Below are 22021 nucleotides of genomic sequence, written 5' to 3'. Positions count from 1 at the left end.
TTCCAATACAACATCTGGGTTTAATTGTCATATTATCTGATTTCAGTTCATAAAGGCGCTGGCTATTTTGGTCAGTGCCTTTTCAAGTCTAGCTATTTCTTCCTGCCATTCCACTTCAAGTCTTTCCACGCTTTTTGTTGCTCCTTAGAAAGAAAAGTCCAGGTAACTATGCGACTGGATTTGTTGCCTTGCCCCATAGGGATGGTGTGTACAATGGTGGCTTTGGCTTTGTTTAATGCTTCGTAGATACTCTTCAGGTTGGACTGCTTGGAGACCAGCGATGAGTACCAAAAGCAGGATTCTGGAAACTTGCTGCTTTGCCGTACCAGTTCACGCACAAATCTTCTTTCTCCACCCTCGCACCAGAGCTCGTTGCTTTGTCCGCCAAAGTTGAGCGTGGCCTCTTTTACTTTTTCTTTGTTGAGGTTATTCACCTTTCGTAATGAGCCTTTTTGAGCATCTTCGGCTGAGGCATGGAAGGGTGGGTTGCAAACAACTAGATCTATACGCTCCTCTTTGGTCAGAATGCCATAGATGACATCCTTGGGTTCGGGCTGATGTCTGAATTCTATTTTGCCTTTTAAAGTCGGGTTTTGATCAACGATTTTTTTGGAAGAGGCAATGGAATTTTTATCAATGTCCGAAGCAATAAATTGCCAGCTGTATTCTTTCTGTCCGATGATAGGATAAATGCAGCTGGCACCCACACCAATATCCAAACAAGTAATCTTGTCACCTGTAGGAATTTTGCCATAGTTGTGGCTGCAAAGCCAGTCGGCCATGTGGTGGATATAGTCGGCACGTCCAGGGATGGGAGGGCAGAGGTAGCCTTCTGGAATGTTCCAGCCTTCAATGCCATATTGGAGCTTCAGTAGTGCCTTGTTCAGTGTCTTTACGCTCTCGGGATTAGCAAAGTCAATGGAGTCGTCGCCGTGGAGGTTTGGACGCACGTGTACTGCAAGTTCTGGTAGAGCCTCTATGAGCGCTTCAAAGTCATATCGACCTGTATGCCTATTACGTGGGTGTATTCTGGATGCTTGTTTTGGTTGTTTCTTTTTGCCTCCCATATTCGTTTTTTAGCCCTGTTGTTCTCTCAAATAGGTAGCTAGCAGCTTTTCTAATAGTTCATCTTTTGAGAGATGTTTGAGCTGATCCTTAAATTCACTTCTTGTAGCGGCATCTAGTTTATTACCAACAGGTTTGGACTTGGCGACCTTTTGCGCCCATACCATCGCTTTGCCTACAAGCTGGTCTTTGTGACTAGGCACAGGCAAGTTTTTAAATTTAATATTAAGCGTTTTCTTGATCTCATTCCATTTTTCTTTTTCTTCTGGAAAAATGAAAGTAATGCTAATACCAGTTTTTCCTGCTCTGGAAGTCCTTCCGCTTCTGTGTGTATAGGATTCTTTGGTGTCTGGCATGTGGTATTGCAGTACTACGCCAACGTTGTCAATATCTACTCCTCTGGAGGCTACATCAGTAGCAATTAGCGTGTTGATGCTTCCAGCTTTGAACTGCTCCATTACCTTATTGCGAAGACCTTGCGGCAGGTCACCATGTATGGCACCACAGCTGAACTTGTTGGTAGAAAGCTGTTTGTAGAGTTTCTGCACACCTGATTTTGTTCTGCAGAAGATGATGCTTTTTTCGTTGGCATATTGCTTGAGAAACTGAAGGAGCACGTCCAGTTTTTGTTCGGCAACCGGTTCAATCAGTTGGTGTTGAATGCCTACATTAGGTGTTTCTGCTTTTCCGACCAATACCTTGATCAAGTCTTTGTTTAGGTATTTTTTAATCAGATGATTCACTTCATCTGGCATGGTAGCGGAAAGTAACCAAGTAGAATAATTGCGATTGGTCGTAGCTAAAATCTTGTCAATGTCTGTTTGAAAACCTTTCAAAAGCATCTCATCCGCTTCATCAAAAACCACATATTTCAAAGTTTCTAATTGGACCACATTTCTGTTGACTAAGTCCATCAATCGGCCAGGAGTGGCTATCACGATGTGCGTGCCATTGCTCAAATCGTGGATTTGAGTTTTAAGTGAAACGCCTCCATAAATAGATTCTGTTTTTAGGTTAGGAATGTGTTTAGATAGAAATGCTAATTCCTTGCCCACTTGCTCGCACAGTTCTCTTGTAGGGACGAGAACTACAGCTTGCACTTTTCCTACCGAAGGGTCAATTTTTGAAAGGAGTGGAGCACCATAGGCGTAGGTTTTGCCAGTGCCAGTTGCCGACCGGCCAATAAAGTCGCCATCGTGCTTCATCAAGACAGGAATGGTTTTCGCCTGAATTTCGCTTGGAATATCAATGCCTTTTTCAGCCAGGGCTTTTTTTATACTGGGGTGTAGGTTGCTCGAAGAAAACTTTTCCATTAGGGTGCGAATAAATTTGAATGCAAAGCTAGCGATATAAATGGTAGTGTAGTTGACAAGTGGTAAGGACTTGTCAGCTAATTTTTTATTGCAATAACCAAGAAAAAGTTAACTTGTCGGGCTTTAAGAATTGGGTAATCCCGCAAACAGAAACCAACACTAAATGGAAGGATTTATCATACTCCTGTTGATCATACTGTTAATTATGATTGTTCGGCTCATGGATCGAGTCGATAAGATTGATACCAGAGTTAAACACATTCATGATGAAATCTTGGGTGAAGAAACTTCTAAACGGGTCAAACCTGCTAAACCCACTGTGGTTGAAAAACCGAAACCGATTCCACCTAAGGATGTGGTAAAAGAAAAGGAGCCTGACCCGGTAAAAGAATTGATTGTCCAGTCGCAAAAACCAAAGGCGACGTCTGTTCCGCCTAAAAAGAAAGTGGTCAGTAAACCTCCGAAACCATCCTTTTGGGAAAGAAATCCAGATTTGGAGAAGTTTATTGGTGAAAACCTGCTGAGCAAAATTGGTATCGTGATTTTCGTCATTGGGATGGGGTTTCTTGTGAAACTTGGTATCGACAATGAGGTGATTACTGAAAGTATGAGAGTTACGATTGGTGTGTTGATCGGAGGTGGTATGATTGGATTAGCACATTATATGCGAACTTCTTTTGCCAAGTTTAGTTCCATATTAATTGGCGGTGCATTGGCAGTTTTGTATTTCACGATTGCACTTGCCTTTCATGAATATGAGTTGATTCCACAAATGGCGGCCTTCATTATCATGGTAGTCATTACTGCATTTGGTGTGCTGCTCTCCGTTGCGTATGACAGAAGAGAATTGGCTGTCTTGGCCATCATTGGTGGATTTGGTACACCGTTTTTTGTTAGTACGGGTTCGGGTAACTACAGCGCATTGCTTACTTATATACTCATCCTTGATATTGGTATGTTGGCTTTGGTCTATTTCAAGAAATGGAATGTTATCAATTATCTGGCCTATGGATTTACTTATTTCCTCTTTCTCGGGATTTACTTTACCAAGTTTATTGACAATCAGGATGAGACTAGATTGCCATTGTTCCTATTCTTAACGACTTTCTATTTGATCTTCTTTTTGATGACAATCATATACAATGTCAAGAATTCAAGAAAATTCAGATATCCTGAAATTATGATGTTGCTGACCAATTCTAGTTTGTACTTTGGACTGGGACTGGGACTAGTTCAGGGATATAGAGAAGGATTGCTGAGTGGACTGTTTACTGGACTTGTTGCAGTATTTAACTTTGGGTTTGCGTTCGTGCTTTATAAGCGCAAGGACATTGACAAGAACTTGCTGTTCTTGTTGATAGGCTTGGTGTTGACCTTTGTAAGTTTGATTGCTCCTATTCAGCTGAATGGGAATTACATTACTCTCTTCTGGGCGGTTGAAGCGGTGCTGCTCCTATGGCTTTCTCAGAAGTCAGGTATCAAATTGATGACTGCAGCTTCAGCACTTATTACTGTACTGATGCTGATCAGCCTTTCTATAGATTGGCAACAAAATTACTACCCGCGGTATGATTATGTAGTGTTGAATGTTTTCTTGAACAAAGCCTTTGTTGCTTCATTCGTTGGTATGGTCTCACTAGTTGGTTCCATGTTGTTGATGAAAAATGACCAGTCTTTTGAAATAAAAGGAATACAACTTACATGGAAGCAATCATACGTGAGTGTATCGTTTGCCATAGTATTCTACCTAGGATTCTTTATGGAATTGAATTATCAATTTTTAAGGTTTGAATGGGTGCTTTCTAAGCGATTGATTCTTTTAGGTATTTACAATTATTTGTATGTGTTGTTGGTTGCGCTAGCCGCTAGACAGAAACAAAGTGATCAGTTAAACAAGGCTAGCTTTATCCTAAGTATTCTAGCTGTTGGATCTTACTTAACTTATTATTTGAGCGCAGTCAATTATTCCAGAAGCTATCATATTCTTGATGATGGGCTATCTACAGGATTCTATTGGCATTATGTCCTACTGATTTTGTTCGTTCTGATTTTGATTCATGCTTATCAGTATATTCAAAGAACATACACCTTCCATTCCAAGGTTGGGACCATATCTCTGTGGGTGTTGGCATTTATTGGAGTATTTGTGAGTACTGTCGAAGTCGGGCATTTATCGATGTTGTATCAATATGGGTCGGGCAAAGCGGAGTATGAAGCCTTAGATTCAGCTGTCCGATCGGTTTATCCTGGGGTATGGGCATTGTCAGCTTTGGTACTTATGGTGGTAGGGATGAAACTCAGAATGAAGCCCTTGCGATTGGGCTCGTTGGTGGTGTTCTCCCTTACAATTGTTAAATTGTTCTTCTATGATTTGGCAGGTAATTCAACGGGAAAAATCATTTCCTTCATTTTGCTCGGTGTGATTTTGTTGTTGATTTCGTTCTTGTATCAGAAACTAAAGTTTATAATTCAAGATGATGAAAAGTAAGATAAGCTGTCTTCTAGGCATATTAATGAGTGTTCAGGTTTTTGGTCAGGAGTTTGGATTCGAAGCTGCTGTTTCTCCCGTTTCCAACTCGGGCTATCACAAAATATCGCTTTCACCAGAGCTCATGGGCAAAGCCCAACTGGATCTGTCAGATGTTAGGGTTTATGATCAAAACGGAGAAGAGCAGGCATACCTTATTCGCCAAGAGACTGCCGTGTCTACTCAGTCGCTATTCAATGAATATGAAATTATTGATATGGCCTACAAGCAAGACGCTATTTCACATCTGATATTTACTAACCCAGATAAGCGACCCATCAATAATGTGAGTTTTTTGGTGAAGAATACCGATGTAAAGAAAAGAGCCAGGTTAAGCGGAAGCGATGATCAGGAGAACTGGTATGTAATAAAGGATAACTACTTGTTGCATGCTATGAAAAGCGAAGAGGAAACTTCAGAAATGAAGATCTTGAACTTTCCGCTGAGCGACTATGCTTACTTCAAATTGGAGATAGATGACAATTGGCGATTGCCCATCAATATCTTAAAAGTTGGATATTATGATCGGCAGCTGGAAAAGGGAATGCGAACCAGCTTTGATTGTCCCATTGCCTTGCAAAAGGATACGCTGAAGACGTCCAGTATTAAGGTTGTTTTTCCTGAGCCGATGTATATGGAACAATTGCAATTTTCATTGAGTGGTGAAGACCATTACTTAAGGTCAACAACAGTGAAAGTGAAGAGAGAAGGAATCGACCGCAAGAAAAATAAGTATGAATACTTTCAATCATTGGGCTCTTTTGAAATCCATTCCAATAGTGAGAACTCGATTTCTTTTAGTGGTGCCATAGTTCAGGAGTTACTTATTGAAATAGATAATCGAGACAATCATCCCCTGAAAGTTGAATCAATAAAAGCATCCTATTTGAATACTTATCTTGTATGCGAATTACAGTCAGAAACTTCTTACACGTTGAAATTTGGAAATGAATCCATGAGAGAACCGGACTATGATCTAAAGGCATTTGCGAACCAAATACCGTCCGATATACCTTCTGTGGATCACGATTCAGTAGTTGATATTAGGCCAACGGAAGACACACCTGTTGAGTCGGGATTCTGGAATAACAAATATCTCGTTTGGTTTGTTATTGCTGTAGTGGGGTTCGGACTAACTTATATTTCCTTCAAGATGGTGAAAGAAATAGGTAAGGAAGATTAGGTACTCAGAGTTCTCCTAGGAATAACTCTGAGTGATTGCCTGTAGATAGTGATACTAGTTTCTTTTTCTCTCAGGTCTTTTGTGCGCTTTGAATTCTTTCAGGCTGACAAACCCGTTATTGTCTGTATCGATTTTCTCGAACAGTTCATCTGGAGTCAAACGTTCCTCTTTTCTTTTCTCTCGCGTCTCACTGGCCTTTTCAAATTCATTAAATTCGATCGTACCGTTTTCATTGGAATCCATACGATCGAAAGCTTTTCGAGCATCTTTTTTTTCTGATATTTTCTCTTTTCTCATTTTGGCTCCAGCCATGAATTCCTCTTTGTCAAGTTGGCCATCATTACTGGTGTCTAACTTTGCAAAAACGTCTTCTTTATCTGGTCTTTGCGGAGGCTGAGCCTGAGTTTGTACATACAACAAAACACCAAGTGCCAAGGCACTTATTTTTACAATTGATACTTTCATAAATATTGAATTTTTGATTTAAAGTCTGTTAGACTTTTGAGGTATCAAAAGGTTTAATTCTATAAGGATTTTTTTAGATCGCTAAAGATCCTTTGAAAACAATGCAAGCATTGCTTCTGACTTCTAGGGTAGAGGGATCTGTAATTTTAAGATCAAGATATCCACCACGTTCTGAAAGTTGATAGGCAGATAGTTCTTTCCTGTTGAGCTTTTCAGACCAATACTTGGCTAAGACAGAGTGAGAGGCACCGGTTACAGGGTCTTCATTGATGCCAATCCATGGACAAAAACACCTCGAATAAAAATCAAAATCATTGTCTTCAGATTTGGTGGTCACCACAAGTTCCTTGACTTGATCAGAACTTTCTAAAGCTTCTTGATAGTCTGGTTTAATGGCTAATAATGCTTCTTTGTTTTCTACTTCAATGACCAACATGTCCAGCGCTTCGGCGAATTGAATAGCCATAGGATTTGTTATCCCAAAAGCATCGAGAAGTCTTTGGTTGACTTTATAGGCCTTAGTATCGAAAAGAGGGAAATTCATCAAAACTGATTCTTCTTCTTTTGTGGCGCTTAGTTTTAGAGCTTTATGAGTGGTGAAATTGACATAATCATGTTTTTCTTCCGACATAAGCACTTTGGAAGCCGCTAGCGTGGCATGTCCACAAAAATCAATTTCTACCGTAGGTGTAAAATATCTAATAGAATAATGATTGTTTTGGTGATCGTTTTTTAGGACGAAGGCTGTTTCTGATAAGTTGAATTCCTTGGCAATAGATTGCATGAGGTCTTCCGAAATGGCTGTATCCAGTAGGCACACGCCAGCAGGATTTCCTTGAAAAGGTTTATCAGTAAATGAGTCAACTGTAAACGCTTTAATCTTCATGCTTATATCCTTTTAAAATAAATTAGAAAACGGCTTTCGCTATTTTTTGAACGCTCGAAGATTTGCCCATGGAATAGTAGTGCAAAACAGGCACACCATGTTCCTTCAATTCTTTGGATTGTTGAATGCCCCATTCGATTCCCACTTGTTGTACTTCCTTATTGTCCTTGCACTTTTCTACTTCATCGATCAGTGTGTCTGGCAGGTCAATTTTAAAAAAGCTTGGTAAAACGCTCAATTGATTTTTGGTTTTAAACGGCTTCAACCCTGGAATGATCGGCACATTGATGCCAATCTCTCTACATTTTTTTTCGAAGTCAAAAAACTTCTGATTGTCAAAAAACATCTGCGTAACAATGTACTCAGCACCGGCATCGACCTTTTGCTTGAGGTGCTTTAGGTCTGAATTTAAACTTGGTGCTTCAAAATGTTTTTCCGGATAACCGGCGACGCCTATGCAAAAATCAGTTGGGTTGGCGTTTTCCATCTCGTCATCAAGATAATTGCCCTCATTCATTCCCTTTACTTGATGAAGTAAATCGATGGCGTAGTTATTTCCTTCTGGTTCGGGTTTGAACTGTGGTTCGGATTTGATTGCATCACCGCGTAGCACCAGTACATTGTCGATTCCAAGAAAGTTCAGGTCGATCAACGCATTTTCAGTTTCCTCCTTGTTGAAGCCACCACAGATAATGTGAGGCACTGGATCCACATCATACCTGTGCTTCAAGGCCGCACATATTCCAACCGTACCAGGTCTTTTTCGTGTAGTTTTCTTCTCCAGCAGCCCGCTAGGATGCTTTTTGTACACGTACTCTTCGCGGTGATAGGTCACGTCTATGAATGGTGGTTTAAACTCCATCAATGGATCCAAATGATCAAAAATATTTTGAATGTTTTCACCCTTCCGTGGGGGAATGATTTCTAAAGAGAAAAGCGTATTGCCCTTGGCGTTAGCGATATGTTCGGTTACTTTCATTGTGTTAGTCCATTGTCTATGGTCAACAGTCCACAGATTTACTTTAGTGAATTTCTTAATGCCTGAAGCATTTTGATTATTTCTGTTAATTTTTGATAAAATAGGTCAAATTGATCATCTGAAATTAGTTGTCTTCCTTTTGCCAGATATAAACAATTGACGACTTCTAGCCCTGATCGAATGGAATAGCCTAAAAAGCGTCTGAATTCAGGATTAGATTGGCCAGTACTTCCTTCAGTTAAATTCAAGGAAACAGAGTCTGTAGCTCTTTTAATCTGAGAAGTAAGGACATACAATTCATCATTTGGCCATTTTTTAGTCAAAAGGTGTATTTGATTGGCTAATTCCAAAGATTTTTTCCAAACTTCAAGTTTTTCAAATTTAAAGCTCATTTTTTTCAGTTCTTGAATCTATTGTTTTACAATCGACTGTCGACTATAGACCGTCGACTAATAAGCCAAATTGGGTGACAACCATTTCTCAGCTTCTTCTAATGTCATTCCTTTTCTTTGAGCATAGTTTTCTACCTGGTCTTTTTCGATTTTACCTAAGCCAAAGTATTTGGACTCGGCGTTGGCGAAGTAAAAGCCGCTTACCGAGGCAGCCGGATACATGGCATTGGATTCAGTGAGTTTGATTCCCGTCTCTTTTTCTGCATCGAGTAATTCGAATAAGATCGGCTTCTCAGTGTGATCTGGGCATGCAGGGTATCCAGGTGCCGGTCGAATACCAGCGTATTTTTCACTGATCAATCCTTCGTTGTCTAATTTTTCGCTGTCTGCATAGCCCCAAAGTTCTTTTCGGACTTTTTCATGCATGAGTTCAGCAAAGGCTTCTGCTAATCGGTCAGCAATAGCTTTGATCATAATCGAATGGTAATCGTCATGCTCTTTGTCGTACTTTTCAATCAGTTTTTCGATACCGATTCCGGCTGTGACTGCAAACCCACCCATGTAATCTTGTTTGCCAGAAGACTCAGGAGCTACAAAATCTGCCAGAGACAAATTGGCGATGTTCGAGCCTTTCTTACCTTGCTGACGCAAGAAGTGGAAATTGGTCAACTCTTTACCAGAGCGATCGGAGACTTTAATGTCATCACCATTGGTATTGTTGGCAGGGTAGATGCCGATGACACCATTGGCTTGCAGGCTTCTTTTGGCAATCACCTCGTCCAGCATTTTGTTGGCATCATTGTACAAGTCGGTGGCTTGTTGGCCAATCACCTCGTCTTGCAAAATCTTAGGAAATTTGCCCTTGAGCATCCAAGTTTGGAAGAAAGGTGTCCAGTCGATGTATTTTCTGATTTCCTCCAATGGGAAATTGTTGAACGCCTTGTTTCCAATAAAATTAGGCTGTTTGATGGTGCTATTTTCCCAATCAATTTTGTACGAATTGGCTTGTGCTGCCTCGAATGGAATGTAGTTTTTGGCTTTGGTCCGTCCGGCGTGATTTTCTCTAGCCTCCAAATATTCCTTTTTGGTTTTTTCTACAAACGCACCCTTCTTGTCGCTCAACAACTCACCAGCCACGGGCACACTTCTGGAAGCATCCAGCACGTGTACCACTGGGCCACTATAGCAGGGATCTACTTTTACGGCCGTATGGATTCTGGAAGTGGTGGCACCACCTATGAGTAAGGGATAGTTTGCCTTTTCCTTTTCTAACAACTTGGCAAAATCCACCATTTCATCCAATGAAGGAGTAATCAGTCCGCTGAGTCCGATGACATCGGCATTGACTTCTTTGGCTTTTTCTAAAATTTTGTCGTTGGGTACCATTACACCCATGTCTACTATTTCGTAGTTGTTGCAAGCCATGACCACACCCACAATATTTTTGCCGATATCATGTACATCGCCTTTCACTGTGGCTAGCAATACAGTTCCTGCATTTTGGGCTTCGCCTTCTGCTTTTTCTGCTTCCAGATATGGTGTAAGGTAGGCTACTGCTTTTTTCATCACTCGGGCGCTTTTCACCACCTGTGGTAAGAACATTTTACCTGCTCCGAACAAATCACCAACCACATTCATGCCGTCCATCAATGGACCTTCGATTACGTGAAGCGGTCTGTCTAATGATTGTCTGGCTTCTTCCGTGTCCTCATCAATGAACTCTACAATTCCTTTTACTAATGCATGTTCAATTCTCTTTTCAACAGGAAGAGCTCTCCATTCATCATTTTTCTTTTCTACTTTACCACTGCCTTTCACAGTTTCAGCAAAGTCTAGTAGCCGCTCGGTGGCATCGTCTCTACGGTCTAGCAGTACGTCTTCTACATGCTCTAGTAAGTCTTTTGGAATATCGTCGTATACTTCCAACATGGCTGGATTTACGATCCCCATATCCATACCCTGACCAATGGCGTGATATAGAAATGCTGAATGCATTGCCTCTCTCACAGCATTGTTTCCTCTAAAAGAGAAAGAAACATTGCTTACTCCACCACTCACGTGAGCGGCAGGAAGGTTTTCTCTTACCCATCGAGTAGCTTGAAAGAAATCCAGTGCATTTTTTCTATGCTCTTCCATTCCTGTAGCTACCGGAAAAATGTTCAAATCGAAGATGATGTCTTCAGGTTTGAAATTGATCTTCGGACCAGTCATCAGCTCGTAGGATCGTTTGACGATTTCTATTCTTCGATCGTAATTGTCAGCCTGGCCATCCTCATCGAAGGCCATTACTATAACAGCAGCGCCATATTGTTTGATGAGTTTGGCCTGTCGGATGAATTCTTCTTCACCAACCTTCAAACTGATGGAGTTGACCACAGATTTACCTTGTGTACATTTCAGTCCAGCTTCGATAATTTCCCATTTGGATGAATCGATCATCACGGGAATTCTGGCAATATCTGGTTCGGCTGCCATCAAGTTTAAAAACTTGGTCATGGTATCCTCACCATCCAACATCCCTTCATCCATGTTGACATCGATGATCTGCGCACCACCTTCTACTTGGTTTCTAGCCACCTCCAAAGCTTCTTCATACTTTTCTTCCTTGATCAGTCTGAGGAATTTCCTAGAGCCTGTTACGTTAGTCCTTTCACCTACATTAATGAAATTCATATCTGGCGTAACCACAAGAGGTTCCAGTCCACTCAATTTCATCGGCGTGCAGTTGTGCCACTTGTACTCGTATCTGCCAGGATAGTCTGGATGAATATTCATATTTCCTTTGCCTTCTTTATTGATTACCTATTAGGTGAAAATTACATTACCACATTCCAATTGTCTTCGCTAGATGAATGCATCCAGTCTTTGAATTTTTCTTCACCACCTCTTATTTTCCAGTCTGAGTCGATTGTACATTTTGAGCTGATTCCACCTCTCGGGTTACAGATCATTACAATTCTTAATCTTTCAGGCTCATATACTTCTATCAGGTGATCATAAAAGATGTTGATCAATCTTTCATAAGACACGGTAATGTCTCGCAAATGATAGACGTACTGCTTTAGTGATTTGAGCTCAATAATGCTTTTTTTAGGGTAGAAGGTAAGATATACCTGCGCGAAATCTGGTTGCTGTTTCACACCCAAAAAAGTAAATTCTGGGATTTTTATTTTGATTTCATAGGCTTCTTTCGAAGGGTTAGGGATGGCCACTAGTATATCCTTATCTATTTCTTTGTAAAGTTTGGCGCTCATGATCTTCTGTTTCTTTTGTAAAATGTATTATGCGTTTACTGTCCCTGCTTCAGCTATCCTCGGCTTGTAATTAGAGGCTAACTCTGCAATCGCTTTGATATGATCTGGTGTGGTGCCACAACACCCACCAATGATATTGATGAGGCCGTCATCGAGGAACTCTTTGATTTGTGCGACCATATCTTCAGGCGTTTCGTCATACTCTCCAAACTCGTTGGGCAATCCAGCGTTGGGGTGAGCACTGATGTTAAACTCGGACTTATTGGAAAGTGTGTTCAAGTAAGGTTTAAGTTCTCTAGCACCCAGGGCACAGTTGAGTCCTATACTCATTAAGTCCAAATGCGATACAGAGATTAAGAAAGCCTCTGTGTTTTGTCCAGACAAAATTCTTCCACTGGCGTCTGTAATAGTGCCTGAAACCATGATTGGAACTCGAATGCCTCTTTCTTCAGCGATTTGATCGATGGCCATCAAGGCCGCTTTTGAATTTAGGGTATCCGTAATGGTTTCTACCAATAAGATATCAGCGCCACCATCTAAAAGGGCTTTGGCCTGCTCTCCAAATGCTTCCAACAGTTGGTCGAATGTGATGGCTCTATAGCCAGGGTCATTTACATCCGGAGACATTGAGGCCAATCGATTAGTAGGACCCATAGAACCAGCCACAAACCTCGGTTTGTTGGGTTCGTTTTTTGTAAACTCCTTAGCTACTTCTTTTGCAATTTTAGCTGACTCGTAGTTGATACGATAGACCCAGTCCTCCAATTTATAATCGGCCTGAGCCACCCAAGTACTACCAAAGGTGTTAGTTTCTACAATGTCCGCACCAGCCGTAAAATAAGCCCCATGTATCTCTTTAATCACGTCAGGTCTGGTTACAGAGAGGAGATCATTGTTGCCCTTTAAAGGCACATCGTGATTTTTAAGTTCATCATTTCGAAAGTCCTTTTCCTCCAACTTATAACGTTGGATCATGGTACCCATAGCTCCGTCCAGAATTAGTATTCTCTCTTTTAGAATATCCAGAATATTCATTTACTCTAATTTTAATGTACAGCGAAACACAGTCTGTCACGCATTACTTCATGTGTATGGGAAACCTTCCGATACAACACTTACCAAAAAAGAAATCTTATAGATAACCTATCTTTTTCTGAATGATGATTCACTCAGAATGGGAGTTGGCACAACATCCAATATTGCGGCTATGGATATGTTGCCAAGACGTCTTCGGGCCCAGTCCCTCGGTCTTTCTTGATAAGTAAGGCAAAGATAGCTGAATCTTAGGTGTGAGCAAGATTTTAGCTAATATTTAAAGAATTCATATTAAAACTTATGGTTCGTTGAAAATTTTGAACCAACCTTAGGAAGATTTGAATTAGAGTGTTTTTCTTCTGAAGTTGAATACTTCAGTATTTACACTGCCATCTTTTTGTTTCAACTTTAATGAAACTTTTAGGTAATTGGGGTCTACCAATTCGTAAGTGAGGCCCTTGAATATGGCTTTGTTTGGTTCTATGGATTCCAAGGTGAAGGTGACGTACTTGTCTTTCTCTTCCCACCCTGTCATATCAGGATTGTAATGCTTAAGTCTTAACCGGATCGTGTCCTGCACGATTGAAATATCCATAAACTCCATGAAGGTGGTTTTATCATCCTTCATGTGTTTGTATATACCATTCATTCGGCCCAATGATGCCGGCATCCATACTTCTTCGGAAACGCCTCCAAAACCATCACCGACCCAGTAGCCACGAAGAAAATTAAGGTCGTTCATGGTGGGTTTGTTGGTTTGTGCATTGGCATGAAAGCAAAAGACAAAAAGAAAGGGAATGAGTAGCTTTTTCATTCCCTTAAGGTAGTTAATAATTATGTGAATAGATCAAGTTCTATTTATCGATTTCATAGGAAATGAACACTTGATCACTAATTGTTAAATCTTTGGCTTCGAAGTTTGACATGTCACTTTCTGCAAAACTTTTCATCATGCCCATATTAGTAGCATACGGACGAGGTGTATTTGATGAACCACCATAGTTGATTTCTTTAATCCCTTTGATTTGATATCCCGTAGCCGAAGCAATCACCTCTGCTTTTGCTCTGGCATCTGCTACAGCTTTTTGTATCAATTGGTTTTTCACTGTTTTTTCTTGTTCATCAGACATGCCAAAAGCTATGGAAACAGAAGGAGCAGATTCATCAGATGTCGTTTTGTTTAGTACTTCTAGCAAGCGTTTGGTCGAATGATCAAATCGAATTTCGAGGGTTTGAGAAGCTACATATTCTTCTCCTTTGGGTTCGCTCTGACGGTATTTTCTATTCTGACGGATATTGAAGTTGGCAGTTTTTATTTCTTCTTTTTTGAAACCAATTTTTGTTAAGGCATTGGTCAATGCATCTATTCTCTTAGTCATTGTTGAAATCGCTTCGTCATAGCTGTCTCTGGTTTCATTGATAGAATAGGTGACTATCGTTCGCTCTGGCTGAACGGAAATAGAGGCCTGCCCGGTTACATTCAATTGTGCTGAAGCGGTAAGTATGGCAAGGAAGTAAATGGGGATTAGGATTAACTTTTTCATGTGTAATTAAATTTGTTTATTTGGGTGTTCGCAAAAATTAGCCCAAAGTTGATTTATATCATAAGATTTATTCCTCATGGACCAATAACCGCCTAAATAATTTTTCCGATCTTTGTCACAAATATTAGGCATTCTTGTCTTTATAGTATCAAACAATTGTAGTAGTATTTTATGAGTGACATTGAAATTAAAGCGTTTGCGAAGGAGATGATGAAGACGCTGCAAAAGTATAAGCAGACGTCCTATAGGAAGGCAATTTGGCAAATTTGCAATTCGATGATCCCATTTGTGGCGATATGGATTGCCATGTATTGGGCCTTTTCTTACAACCTATTTTTATTTTTTGGTTTGGGTGTGATCAACGCGTTCTTCTTGGTTAGAATTTTTATTATTCAGCATGATTGCGGACACCACTCTTTTGTAAAATCAAGAAAATGGAGAGATGCCATAGGTTTTGTATGTAGTATTTTTAGTGCGATGCCCTATAAGTATTGGGCGGATGCGCATGCTTTTCATCACAACCACAATGGTAAATTAGAAACCAGAGATATTGGCGATATCAATACGCTTACAGTTAAAGAATTTGAAGAAATGGGTACTTGGGATCAGATCAAATACAAAATTTTCAGATTTCCAGTAGTGACTTTTATGATCGGGCCGATTGTCTACTTTGTCAGAAACATGAGACTGCCATTGGTAGTTTTAGAAAATAAGAAAAGCAGAGCTTTTTGGAGTGTGATGATTAATAATGTAGTTGTGATCGGCGGCGTAGTTGCTCTATGTATGATCTTCAATTGGAAGGCAATATTAGCTACTTACTTAACTGTATTGTATCTATTTTCGATCATCGCGATCTGGTTTTTCTACGTGCAGCATCAGCATGAAGACGGCTACAAGAGATGGGCGAAGGATTGGGACCACTTTACTTCTGCCGTAAAAGGGAGTACTTATTATAAATTGCCAGCATTAGTCAATTGGCTCACAGGCAATATCGGTGTACACCATATTCATCATTTATATTCAGCTATTCCCAATTACAATCTTGTGAAGTGTATCAAAGAAAACCCTGAGTTTAGCAAATACACGACTATCGTTACGTTTTGGGAAAGCTTGAAATATATGAATCATAGATTGTGGGATGAGGATTCTCAAAGAATGATTACGTTTGGAGAGTATCGGAGATTGCAGAAAGTTGCTGCATAACTGAGAAAGACAAGTAACAAAAAGGCCAATGCAAATTCTCTTGCATTGGCCTTTTTGTTTATTCATGTGAGTATTTACAAATCCCTTTTTTTCAATATCCAATAGCTAAAACCGATATTGGCTACTAGCCAGCCGAGAGCTATGAAAAACTCTCTCCATGAGATGTAATCTTGAATTTCCTGAAAGAAGTATTTCATATATGGAATATGAATAAGGTTATTCATAGCAGTGACAGGGAGATAGTCTTTCAAGAATCGAATCTGATTCCAAACGTGAGGAAAGTGCTCCAAAAGCTTGGAGGCCACGGGGTCAAATATCAAGGTGTACATTAGTAAGCCAACAATCACTAACCCTGCTTTTCTAACCAATAAGGCAACGGTTAATGCAAAAGTGAGATAACAAAACACTTCAAAACCATAGGCGAACAAGAACTGCATGTCAGAGAATACATACTTCCACCCCCAGACATGTGAATAAAGTCCACCCGTAGTCAGTCCTATAAAAAATAGCAACAACATCGCGCCCAAAGAAAGTAGACCTATAATTAGCAGCTTAGTCATCAGAAACTCCTTTTTGCTCAGTCCATCAATGATGTTTTGCCGCATGGTGCGGTAGGAGGCTTCATTGGAGATCGAGATCACCATGATAAATCCCAGTAGCACTTTGAAAAAGGTGGCGATATAGGCAATGTTGTGCCATACGTCTGGAAAGTCGTAGAAAGGAATGATCGTAGGGTCGATACCATTGAAATCTGCGCCTTTACTTTTAAGGAATTGCATGAGAAACATCACTCCTGAGCAAACGATGATTACTCCAGTTGAGTACATACCAATCAATATCCAAAAGGCTCGGTTGTATCTAAGTTTAAGCCATTCTATTTGTAAGAGTCTAGTCATTTTCGTTGAGTATTTTGAGGAATTGTTTTTCAAGACTTCCGCCTTTTTTGACCAGGTGAGTAGCGGTCATTCCTTTTTCAAAAAGGAATGAATTGATCGATTCTGGTGAGAGCCCGTTGACAGTGGTCAATGATAGGACGTCCGACATTTTTTCAATCTTCGAAACTCCTTCTAATGCTTGCAGGGTCTCTTCGAGCTGAGGCATATTTGAAGCTGCTACTTCGATTGTTTTTTGGTCTGATAGTGCTTCATCTACACTACCTTGGTAAAGCTTCTCGCCTTTGCGAAGTACACAAAAGTGAGTGCATACTTTCTGAACCTCATCTAATAAATGACTGGCCAGAATGATAGTCTTTCCTGAAAGAGCAATCTCCTGAATAATCTCTCTAATTTCGACGATACCCTGAGGGTCTAGACCATTCGTTGGCTCATCCAGAATAAGAACTGGAGGATCCGCCAGCAGGGCAGAGGCTATAGCCAATCTTTGTTTCATTCCGAGTGAATAGGTTTTGAAGGGATCATCTCTTCGCTCGTACAAGCCCACTTGCTTCAGCACTTCGTCTATTCTAGACTCTGGGCATTCTTTGATTTTGGCTATGATCCGCAGGTTTCTCACTGCTGATAGGTACGGGTAGAAGCAAGGTGTTTCCAATATGGCACCAATCTTTTTTCTACTGTCAGCACTAGGTGCTTCATCAAACCAAGCATAGCTACCACTGCTGGGTTTGATCACGTCGAGTATCATTCCTAGGGTAGTGGTTTTGCCACTACCATTAGGGCCTAGAAGTCCGAAAACCTGTCCAGGTTCTATCGTCAGATTGAGTTGGTCCAACGCTGTGAGCTTTCCATATTTTTTGGTGAGCCCTTTGGTTTCGAGTATATATTTCAATGTTTGAGTTTTTTTTAGTCTGCTACGTCCTCGCCAAATTCCATGAGTCCCAATATCTGGGAGAACTTGTTTTGGAAAGTCGAGTCGTTTTCTGAAATGTATTGATACAATTTGGGAAGCTCTTTGAGCTCTAAACTACCTGCTATATCAAATACGTAATGTTCATTGTCTAATAAAGCAAGACCTACAGTTTCTGTCGGTTTTTCTCTACCCAACAAATAGAATTTTTTAGTAGGGCCGTCGACCACTACATATTCTTCAAAGTCTTCATTGGATTCTAATTGATTTACCAAATTGTACATATCAATGTTCTCAAACTTTCCATTCATCTTGAAGAAAACGAGCTTCTCGATATCCTGTATCAAGCGATTGAACTCTTCATTGTTGTCGAGATTGACCATGCGAAGGGTACTTGGATAGAAATGCAAATCCATGCTAGTCAGCTTATCCTTTTTCAAGCTTGTGATGCTGCTGCTTTGTGCAATAGATACAAGTGAGATAACCATCAAACCTAAGGAGAGCAGTAATACTCTGCTCTTCATGAAAAGAGCAGAGTGAGTGAGTAATTGACCTTTCAATGTGTTATTCATTATCCAATACTTCAAGATGGTTCATGCCTTTCATTTTCATGACCCTTGAAAGTTTGGCTATTTGCTTCAAATCGATTTCTCCAAACAGACTCATGATTAGAAATTCTTCGTCTCCGGCTACGATCATTAGTAGCTCGTTGATGATGCTGCCTTCATCTCTGATCATGAATTTGATGTTTTCATCATTGCCCTCAACAGACATCAAAACCTCGTAACTTTTGTCTACTGATTTGATCGCATTGCTATAAAGCGCCTTCGAATCCTTGGGATCTTCATTGATCAAAGCCTTGATGCCTTTGAGTTTGCTCAATGCTTCTAGTACCTCTTTTTCTGCTTCGTCTTCACCTTCTATTTCTGTAAAGAGCGAAAACATTTTGCTAGTCACTGTCACTTTCGTGAATGCATCGTCTGCTGTATAGCTGGAGAAATATTTGCTTATCGCATTGTCTTGTGCCATAGAAGAAAAACTTCCCGCTACAGCTATCATTATTATCATTAACTTTTTCATATTCTTAATTGTTGAAATTCTGAGTTTTAATCTTTTGATGGGTTTCTTCAAATTTTTTCAAGCCATCAATCGTGTATTGATTGCCTTCATTCATTTTTTCTGAAACTATAAAAAGGGCACTTTTCGCGATTTCGAATGCGGCTCTGGCTTCTTGCTGACGGGCCAGCTGTCTAGCTTTGTAGGTCTGAAACCCTGTAGCCATGCCAACCATCAATATGACCGATGCGGCCAGTTGAAACCATCTGTGCTGATAGAAAGGAATCGTTTTAGGATTTGCTTCTATATTTTCGAAAAATCGATCATCAAAGTCGTCATCGAGGGTGGCTGAAGAGAACTGCTCCAAAGTTTTGAAGTATTCGACCTCCTGCGGATCTACCAGATCGTTGGAGGATGTGATGTTTTTTCTGAGTTTTTTTTCCTCTTCTATTGTCGTGTCAGCTTTCCAGTATTTTTCAGACAGCTGCTTGATTTGTTTCCACTCCATAGTTCAATATTTTACTCAATGATGCCCTTACTTTTTGTCTTGCCCTGAACAAGTACACTTTTACCTGAGTGTCATCCAATCCTGTGATTTCTTCAATCTCCTGATTGGAATAACCCAGTAACTCCCGCAGCCGAAAAATCTCTCGTTGTTTTTCGGGTAGCAGCTCCAGCGTAGATTCGATCTTTTCCATCAAATCGTTGTTGATGCTGAGGTGGTCCGATACCTGATGCCCTGAAATCTGGTACTTGGCTTCGGATAGATCCACCACATGCATTTTCTTCTTTCTCAATTTGTCCAAACATTGGTTTCTGGTAATTGTCATGCTCCAGGCTTCTATGTTTTTGATCTCTTTGAGTTTTTCTCGCTGGTTCCATAGCTTCATGAACACTTCCTGTACGATGTCTTCGGCCAATTCCACCTCACACACGATACTCAGGGCGTATCGGTAGAGTTTGTTCTTGACTGATAAGACGTCGGTTTTAAATTGTTCTGTGGTCATGTTGCTTAGGAGACGCGGGGTCTTGCGCTCGGTTACAATGAGTTTGAAATATTTTTGTGGTTAGTGTGAAATGACCGAGGGTTATTACAAAAATCTAAATAGCAGTATGCTATCTATATGTATTTCACTGGAGTATACTGGCGAAAAAAAGGAATAGTGGATGTGATTAACGTCCAGATATGGCACGTGCCTCTGGGCTTTGTTTAATTCTTCTAAACTAGCGGATATGCACTGCACTTTCAAGCAACTACTTCGAGGCATGTGCTATATCGTTTGTTAGCTATTTTTTTACACGTAATAAGCGAGACTGCCTGTGGTTATAATATTTCCCCAGTCTGTTCTATCGTTATTATTTAATCTTTCCTTGAAATCTAATAGTCCAGTGGTACTCCTGTTAATTTCTTCCAAGATTTCAGTCTTGCTCGAAAGAGCTAAACTCAATGCATATGAATATGCATCAATATAGTTTAACGCCTTGTCTGTGATTCCGATCGCAAATAAAACTCCAAAAACATAGGCAAAATTAGTTTCGGCCATCCATAGATGGGAAAGGACATCTTGATTTGCTGATGTAAGCAAGTTTGGAAATCCTAGGTTTTTGAATTCACCAGTTTGTGAGTGAACACCGCCCTCACAAATATTAAGGAACAATAATCTTCTCTTTGTACCATTATTATTAAGTTTTGAAAAATCTCTAATATCCAGAGACTCACTTTCACTAAAGACAATCTCTGATAAATTCGGTTCATAATGTTTGTACTCTCCGTGAGAAGATATCCAAATAATGTCGGGATCATATTGATCAATTCTTTCAATGAAGCGTTCAATATCACTTTCATGTTCACTGTGTGTTTCAAATTGGATATTCCCATTTTGAAAAATTTCTTTAAGTGCTTCTGTTTCCAATTGTGATGTCAGACTAAACCCTGACCAGAATAGAACTTTCTTAATAATTGGAAATTCTAATTTTTCTGAAAGACTAAGGTTCATTGGAAGTGTTCTCCCAATCGATTTAAGCATCAAAGCTTGAATAGGGAAGGAATTTAAGTCAAACTGACACATTGAATCGGCTCGGGAAACTACATCATCGATTACTTTGAAATTGTAGAGTTCATAAAGTTTTGCTTCATATGATTTGGCATGTTTTAAATCAATCAATCCAACATCCTTACCTGTGATTTCAAAGTTTTGATTCTTGCCCCCTTTTAGTAGCCTAAACTGGTTAAACGCCTTGTTCTCAATATCTATAAGTTCTATTATAAGTTTCTGTGTGTCCTTTTGATCAGTCAGTCTCTCTTTTCCCATACAATAGACCACTTGGCTTAAATGATTCGGGAAAATCATCAGAATGCTTCCACAAGGAGCAGGTGACTGAATTTCATAGAAGCTTATGAGGATTTTTTCGATTAGATCAGTTCTACCGATGTTAGAAGCTATAAAAATAGGATTGTTAAGTAGTGTTTTGAACAGCCTAGCTCTTTGGTATATATATTCAACTGGATTGAGGTTATGACTTGCTAAGAAATCATTGAATTCACTAATTGAACTTATTAGAGAATCTAGGTTAGATGATAGGCTGCTTTCATCGAGGCAAAGTCCCATAATCGCTTGTACTTTGGCAAATGGATCAAAACCGTGATTGTTTTCTAAATCATTAAATAGCTGCTGTTTTTCAGATTGCTTATAATTTCTGATTATCAGAAGCTGAAGTCCAAGTAAGTACTTAATTTCATTTGAGTCTGAACTCCCATTCCAGTTAAGTAAATTGTACTCTCGTTCTATAATTTTTTTTATTGCATTTGAACCGGCCGAATTGGAATTTACTTCACACCAAGAGAAAAGATTTGAAAGAAATTGTGGATGATAAGGAGCTATTTGAAGACTCTCATTGAGTTCATAGTAAATATCTTCAAAATAGTAGTTGCACCAATCATTTAAGCCGGAGAACGATTTGGAATAATAATATAACTGGCTGAACCATTGTTCTATAACCTCTATAGATCTTTGCACAAAGGCGTTTTTAGAATTCAAGAATTTATAGGCATTGAAGTCCGCTAAATCGTATATTTCTCCATTTTCAAGAGTTTTTCCAAAAGCCGATTTAGTAAAAATATTGTAGCAATAGATGAATTCACCCAGGACGTTCAAATGAGTCACAGCATTAATTGACCAGGAGAATTGTAAATATTCGAAGACTTCTTTTTCCTCTCCGAAGGCCTTTTTTTTCCTGTCAATTATTTCGTCAAAATGTGAATGTACAATAGGGATTACTTTCTCTGTTGCTCCAGTCTGTTCAAATATTAACCTTA

21 protein-coding genes and 1 riboswitch are annotated in these 22021 nt (G+C 39.8%); of the genes, 3 read left to right on the top strand and 18 right to left on the bottom strand.

What is annotated here, in order from left to right; genetic code table 11:
- Positions 1-92: 92 nt before the first annotated feature.
- Both rlmF and ACO6S2_RS15800 read right to left on the bottom strand, forming a co-directional pair.
- Positions 93-1067: a 23S rRNA (adenine(1618)-N(6))-methyltransferase RlmF gene (gene rlmF / locus ACO6S2_RS15805; RefSeq protein ID WP_422359529.1), complete on the bottom strand. Its 975-nt coding sequence runs from the start codon at positions 1065-1067 to the stop codon at positions 93-95.
- Between the two features lie 9 nt (positions 1068-1076).
- Complete coding sequence (locus tag ACO6S2_RS15800; protein WP_422359528.1) at positions 1077-2378, bottom strand: DEAD/DEAH box helicase; 1302 nt, start codon at positions 2376-2378, stop codon at positions 1077-1079.
- A gap of 163 nt (positions 2379-2541) precedes the next feature.
- On the opposite strand from ACO6S2_RS15800, the gene ACO6S2_RS15795 reads away from it, so the two are divergent.
- Both ACO6S2_RS15795 and ACO6S2_RS15790 read left to right on the top strand, forming a co-directional pair.
- Complete coding sequence (locus ACO6S2_RS15795; RefSeq protein ID WP_422359527.1) at positions 2542-4866, top strand: DUF2339 domain-containing protein; 2325 nt, start codon at positions 2542-2544, stop codon at positions 4864-4866.
- Positions 4853-6088 carry a hypothetical protein gene (locus ACO6S2_RS15790; RefSeq protein WP_422359526.1) on the top strand — a complete coding sequence of 412 codons (1236 nt, stop codon included), beginning with the start codon at positions 4853-4855 and terminating at the stop codon, positions 6086-6088. The genes ACO6S2_RS15795 and ACO6S2_RS15790 overlap by 14 nt, the downstream gene beginning before the upstream one ends.
- Positions 6089-6142: 54 nt before the next feature.
- Here ACO6S2_RS15790 and ACO6S2_RS15785 read toward each other — a convergent pair whose 3' ends face one another.
- The 9 genes from ACO6S2_RS15785 to ACO6S2_RS15745 form a co-directional block, all read right to left on the bottom strand.
- The gene (locus tag ACO6S2_RS15785) at positions 6143-6553 is read right to left on the bottom strand and encodes an EF-hand domain-containing protein (RefSeq protein ID WP_422359525.1); all 411 of its coding nucleotides are present in this window, start codon (positions 6551-6553) and stop codon (positions 6143-6145) included.
- A 73-nt stretch (positions 6554-6626) separates the two neighbouring features.
- Positions 6627-7439 (bottom strand): PhzF family phenazine biosynthesis protein, encoded by an 813-nt coding sequence (locus ACO6S2_RS15780; protein ID WP_422359524.1) that lies wholly within the window; start codon positions 7437-7439, stop codon positions 6627-6629.
- A 22-nt stretch (positions 7440-7461) separates the two neighbouring features.
- Positions 7462-8418 carry a methylenetetrahydrofolate reductase [NAD(P)H] gene (gene metF / locus ACO6S2_RS15775; protein WP_422359523.1) on the bottom strand — a complete coding sequence of 319 codons (957 nt, stop codon included), beginning with the start codon at positions 8416-8418 and terminating at the stop codon, positions 7462-7464.
- Positions 8419-8456: 38 nt separating this feature from the next.
- Positions 8457-8810 (bottom strand): four helix bundle protein, encoded by a 354-nt coding sequence (locus ACO6S2_RS15770; RefSeq protein WP_422359522.1) that lies wholly within the window; start codon positions 8808-8810, stop codon positions 8457-8459.
- A gap of 57 nt (positions 8811-8867) precedes the next feature.
- The gene (metH, locus tag ACO6S2_RS15765) at positions 8868-11585 is read right to left on the bottom strand and encodes a methionine synthase (RefSeq protein ID WP_422359521.1); all 2718 of its coding nucleotides are present in this window, start codon (positions 11583-11585) and stop codon (positions 8868-8870) included.
- A 41-nt stretch (positions 11586-11626) separates the two neighbouring features.
- Entirely contained in the window at positions 11627-12064 is a 438-nt protein-coding gene (locus ACO6S2_RS15760; protein ID WP_422359520.1) for a preQ(1) synthase, read from the bottom strand.
- A gap of 27 nt (positions 12065-12091) precedes the next feature.
- Entirely contained in the window at positions 12092-13099 is a 1008-nt protein-coding gene (locus tag ACO6S2_RS15755; protein ID WP_422359519.1) for a homocysteine S-methyltransferase family protein, read from the bottom strand.
- 105 nt (positions 13100-13204) lie between these two features.
- Positions 13205-13328, bottom strand: a riboswitch (SAM riboswitch).
- A 114-nt stretch (positions 13329-13442) separates the two neighbouring features.
- Positions 13443-13913 carry a DUF6265 family protein gene (locus ACO6S2_RS15750; protein WP_422359518.1) on the bottom strand — a complete coding sequence of 157 codons (471 nt, stop codon included), beginning with the start codon at positions 13911-13913 and terminating at the stop codon, positions 13443-13445.
- 40 nt (positions 13914-13953) lie between these two features.
- A complete protein-coding gene (locus ACO6S2_RS15745) occupies positions 13954-14643 on the bottom strand; it encodes an SIMPL domain-containing protein (protein WP_422359517.1) in 690 nt (229 codons plus the stop codon).
- 171 nt (positions 14644-14814) lie between these two features.
- On the opposite strand from ACO6S2_RS15745, the gene ACO6S2_RS15740 reads away from it, so the two are divergent.
- Entirely contained in the window at positions 14815-15846 is a 1032-nt protein-coding gene (locus ACO6S2_RS15740; protein ID WP_422359516.1) for a fatty acid desaturase, read from the top strand.
- A 74-nt stretch (positions 15847-15920) separates the two neighbouring features.
- Here ACO6S2_RS15740 and ACO6S2_RS15735 read toward each other — a convergent pair whose 3' ends face one another.
- The 7 genes from ACO6S2_RS15735 to ACO6S2_RS15705 all read right to left on the bottom strand — a co-directional run bounded on the left by ACO6S2_RS15735 (position 15921) and on the right by ACO6S2_RS15705 (position 21743).
- Positions 15921-16742, bottom strand: a complete 822-nt coding sequence (locus ACO6S2_RS15735) for an ABC transporter permease subunit (RefSeq protein WP_422359515.1) — start codon at positions 16740-16742, stop codon at positions 15921-15923.
- On the bottom strand, positions 16735-17631 hold the full coding sequence (locus tag ACO6S2_RS15730; protein ID WP_422359514.1) for an ABC transporter ATP-binding protein: 897 nt from the start codon (positions 17629-17631) through the stop codon (positions 16735-16737). Before ACO6S2_RS15730 ends, ACO6S2_RS15735 begins: the two co-directional genes overlap by 8 nt.
- A 14-nt stretch (positions 17632-17645) precedes the next feature.
- Positions 17646-18221 carry a DUF4252 domain-containing protein gene (locus ACO6S2_RS15725; protein ID WP_422359513.1) on the bottom strand — a complete coding sequence of 192 codons (576 nt, stop codon included), beginning with the start codon at positions 18219-18221 and terminating at the stop codon, positions 17646-17648.
- Positions 18214-18729, bottom strand: a complete 516-nt coding sequence (locus tag ACO6S2_RS15720; protein WP_422359512.1) for a DUF4252 domain-containing protein — start codon at positions 18727-18729, stop codon at positions 18214-18216. Before ACO6S2_RS15720 ends, ACO6S2_RS15725 begins: the two co-directional genes overlap by 8 nt.
- 4 nt (positions 18730-18733) lie before the next feature.
- Positions 18734-19213, bottom strand: coding sequence for a hypothetical protein (locus ACO6S2_RS15715; protein ID WP_422359511.1), 480 nt, complete (start codon positions 19211-19213; stop codon positions 18734-18736).
- Positions 19182-19712: an RNA polymerase sigma factor gene (locus ACO6S2_RS15710; protein WP_422359510.1), complete on the bottom strand. Its 531-nt coding sequence runs from the start codon at positions 19710-19712 to the stop codon at positions 19182-19184. The genes ACO6S2_RS15715 and ACO6S2_RS15710 overlap by 32 nt, the downstream gene beginning before the upstream one ends.
- Before the next feature lie 288 nt (positions 19713-20000).
- Positions 20001-21743: a CHAT domain-containing protein gene (locus ACO6S2_RS15705; RefSeq protein ID WP_422359509.1), complete on the bottom strand. Its 1743-nt coding sequence runs from the start codon at positions 21741-21743 to the stop codon at positions 20001-20003.
- Positions 21744-22021 lie beyond the last annotated feature (278 nt).

Origin of the sequence: Reichenbachiella sp. (assembly GCF_965233835.1) — a bacterium.
Taxonomy (GTDB): Bacteria; Bacteroidota; Bacteroidia; order Cytophagales; family Cyclobacteriaceae; genus Reichenbachiella.
This window is presented reverse-complemented; position numbering and strand designations above follow the sequence as displayed.

Bases quoted from the DNA above. Each gene is read 5' to 3' on its own strand.
- ACO6S2_RS15715 (WP_422359511.1), bottom strand. From the start codon at position 19,213: ATGGAGTGGAAACAAATCAAGCAGCTGTCTGAAAAATACTGGAAAGCT.
- ACO6S2_RS15780 (WP_422359524.1), bottom strand. From the start codon at position 7,439: ATGAAGATTAAAGCGTTTACAGTTGACTCATTTACTGATAAACCTTTT.
- ACO6S2_RS15755 (WP_422359519.1), bottom strand. From the start codon at position 13,099: ATGAATATTCTGGATATTCTAAAAGAGAGAATACTAATTCTGGACGGA.
- ACO6S2_RS15750 (WP_422359518.1), bottom strand. From the start codon at position 13,913: ATGAAAAAGCTACTCATTCCCTTTCTTTTTGTCTTTTGCTTTCATGCC.
- ACO6S2_RS15800 (WP_422359528.1), bottom strand. From the start codon at position 2,378: ATGGAAAAGTTTTCTTCGAGCAACCTACACCCCAGTATAAAAAAAGCC.
- ACO6S2_RS15760 (WP_422359520.1), bottom strand. From the start codon at position 12,064: ATGAGCGCCAAACTTTACAAAGAAATAGATAAGGATATACTAGTGGCC.
- metF (WP_422359523.1), bottom strand. From the start codon at position 8,418: ATGAAAGTAACCGAACATATCGCTAACGCCAAGGGCAATACGCTTTTC.
- ACO6S2_RS15790 (WP_422359526.1), top strand. From the start codon at position 4,853: ATGATGAAAAGTAAGATAAGCTGTCTTCTAGGCATATTAATGAGTGTT.
- ACO6S2_RS15785 (WP_422359525.1), bottom strand. From the start codon at position 6,553: ATGAAAGTATCAATTGTAAAAATAAGTGCCTTGGCACTTGGTGTTTTG.
- ACO6S2_RS15725 (WP_422359513.1), bottom strand. From the start codon at position 18,221: ATGAATAACACATTGAAAGGTCAATTACTCACTCACTCTGCTCTTTTC.
- metH (WP_422359521.1), bottom strand. From the start codon at position 11,585: ATGAATATTCATCCAGACTATCCTGGCAGATACGAGTACAAGTGGCAC.
- ACO6S2_RS15795 (WP_422359527.1), top strand. From the start codon at position 2,542: ATGGAAGGATTTATCATACTCCTGTTGATCATACTGTTAATTATGATT.
- rlmF (WP_422359529.1), bottom strand. From the start codon at position 1,067: ATGGGAGGCAAAAAGAAACAACCAAAACAAGCATCCAGAATACACCCA.
- ACO6S2_RS15770 (WP_422359522.1), bottom strand. From the start codon at position 8,810: ATGAGCTTTAAATTTGAAAAACTTGAAGTTTGGAAAAAATCTTTGGAA.
- ACO6S2_RS15710 (WP_422359510.1), bottom strand. From the start codon at position 19,712: ATGACCACAGAACAATTTAAAACCGACGTCTTATCAGTCAAGAACAAA.
- ACO6S2_RS15745 (WP_422359517.1), bottom strand. From the start codon at position 14,643: ATGAAAAAGTTAATCCTAATCCCCATTTACTTCCTTGCCATACTTACC.
- ACO6S2_RS15740 (WP_422359516.1), top strand. From the start codon at position 14,815: ATGAGTGACATTGAAATTAAAGCGTTTGCGAAGGAGATGATGAAGACG.
- ACO6S2_RS15735 (WP_422359515.1), bottom strand. From the start codon at position 16,742: ATGACTAGACTCTTACAAATAGAATGGCTTAAACTTAGATACAACCGA.
- ACO6S2_RS15720 (WP_422359512.1), bottom strand. From the start codon at position 18,729: ATGAAAAAGTTAATGATAATAATGATAGCTGTAGCGGGAAGTTTTTCT.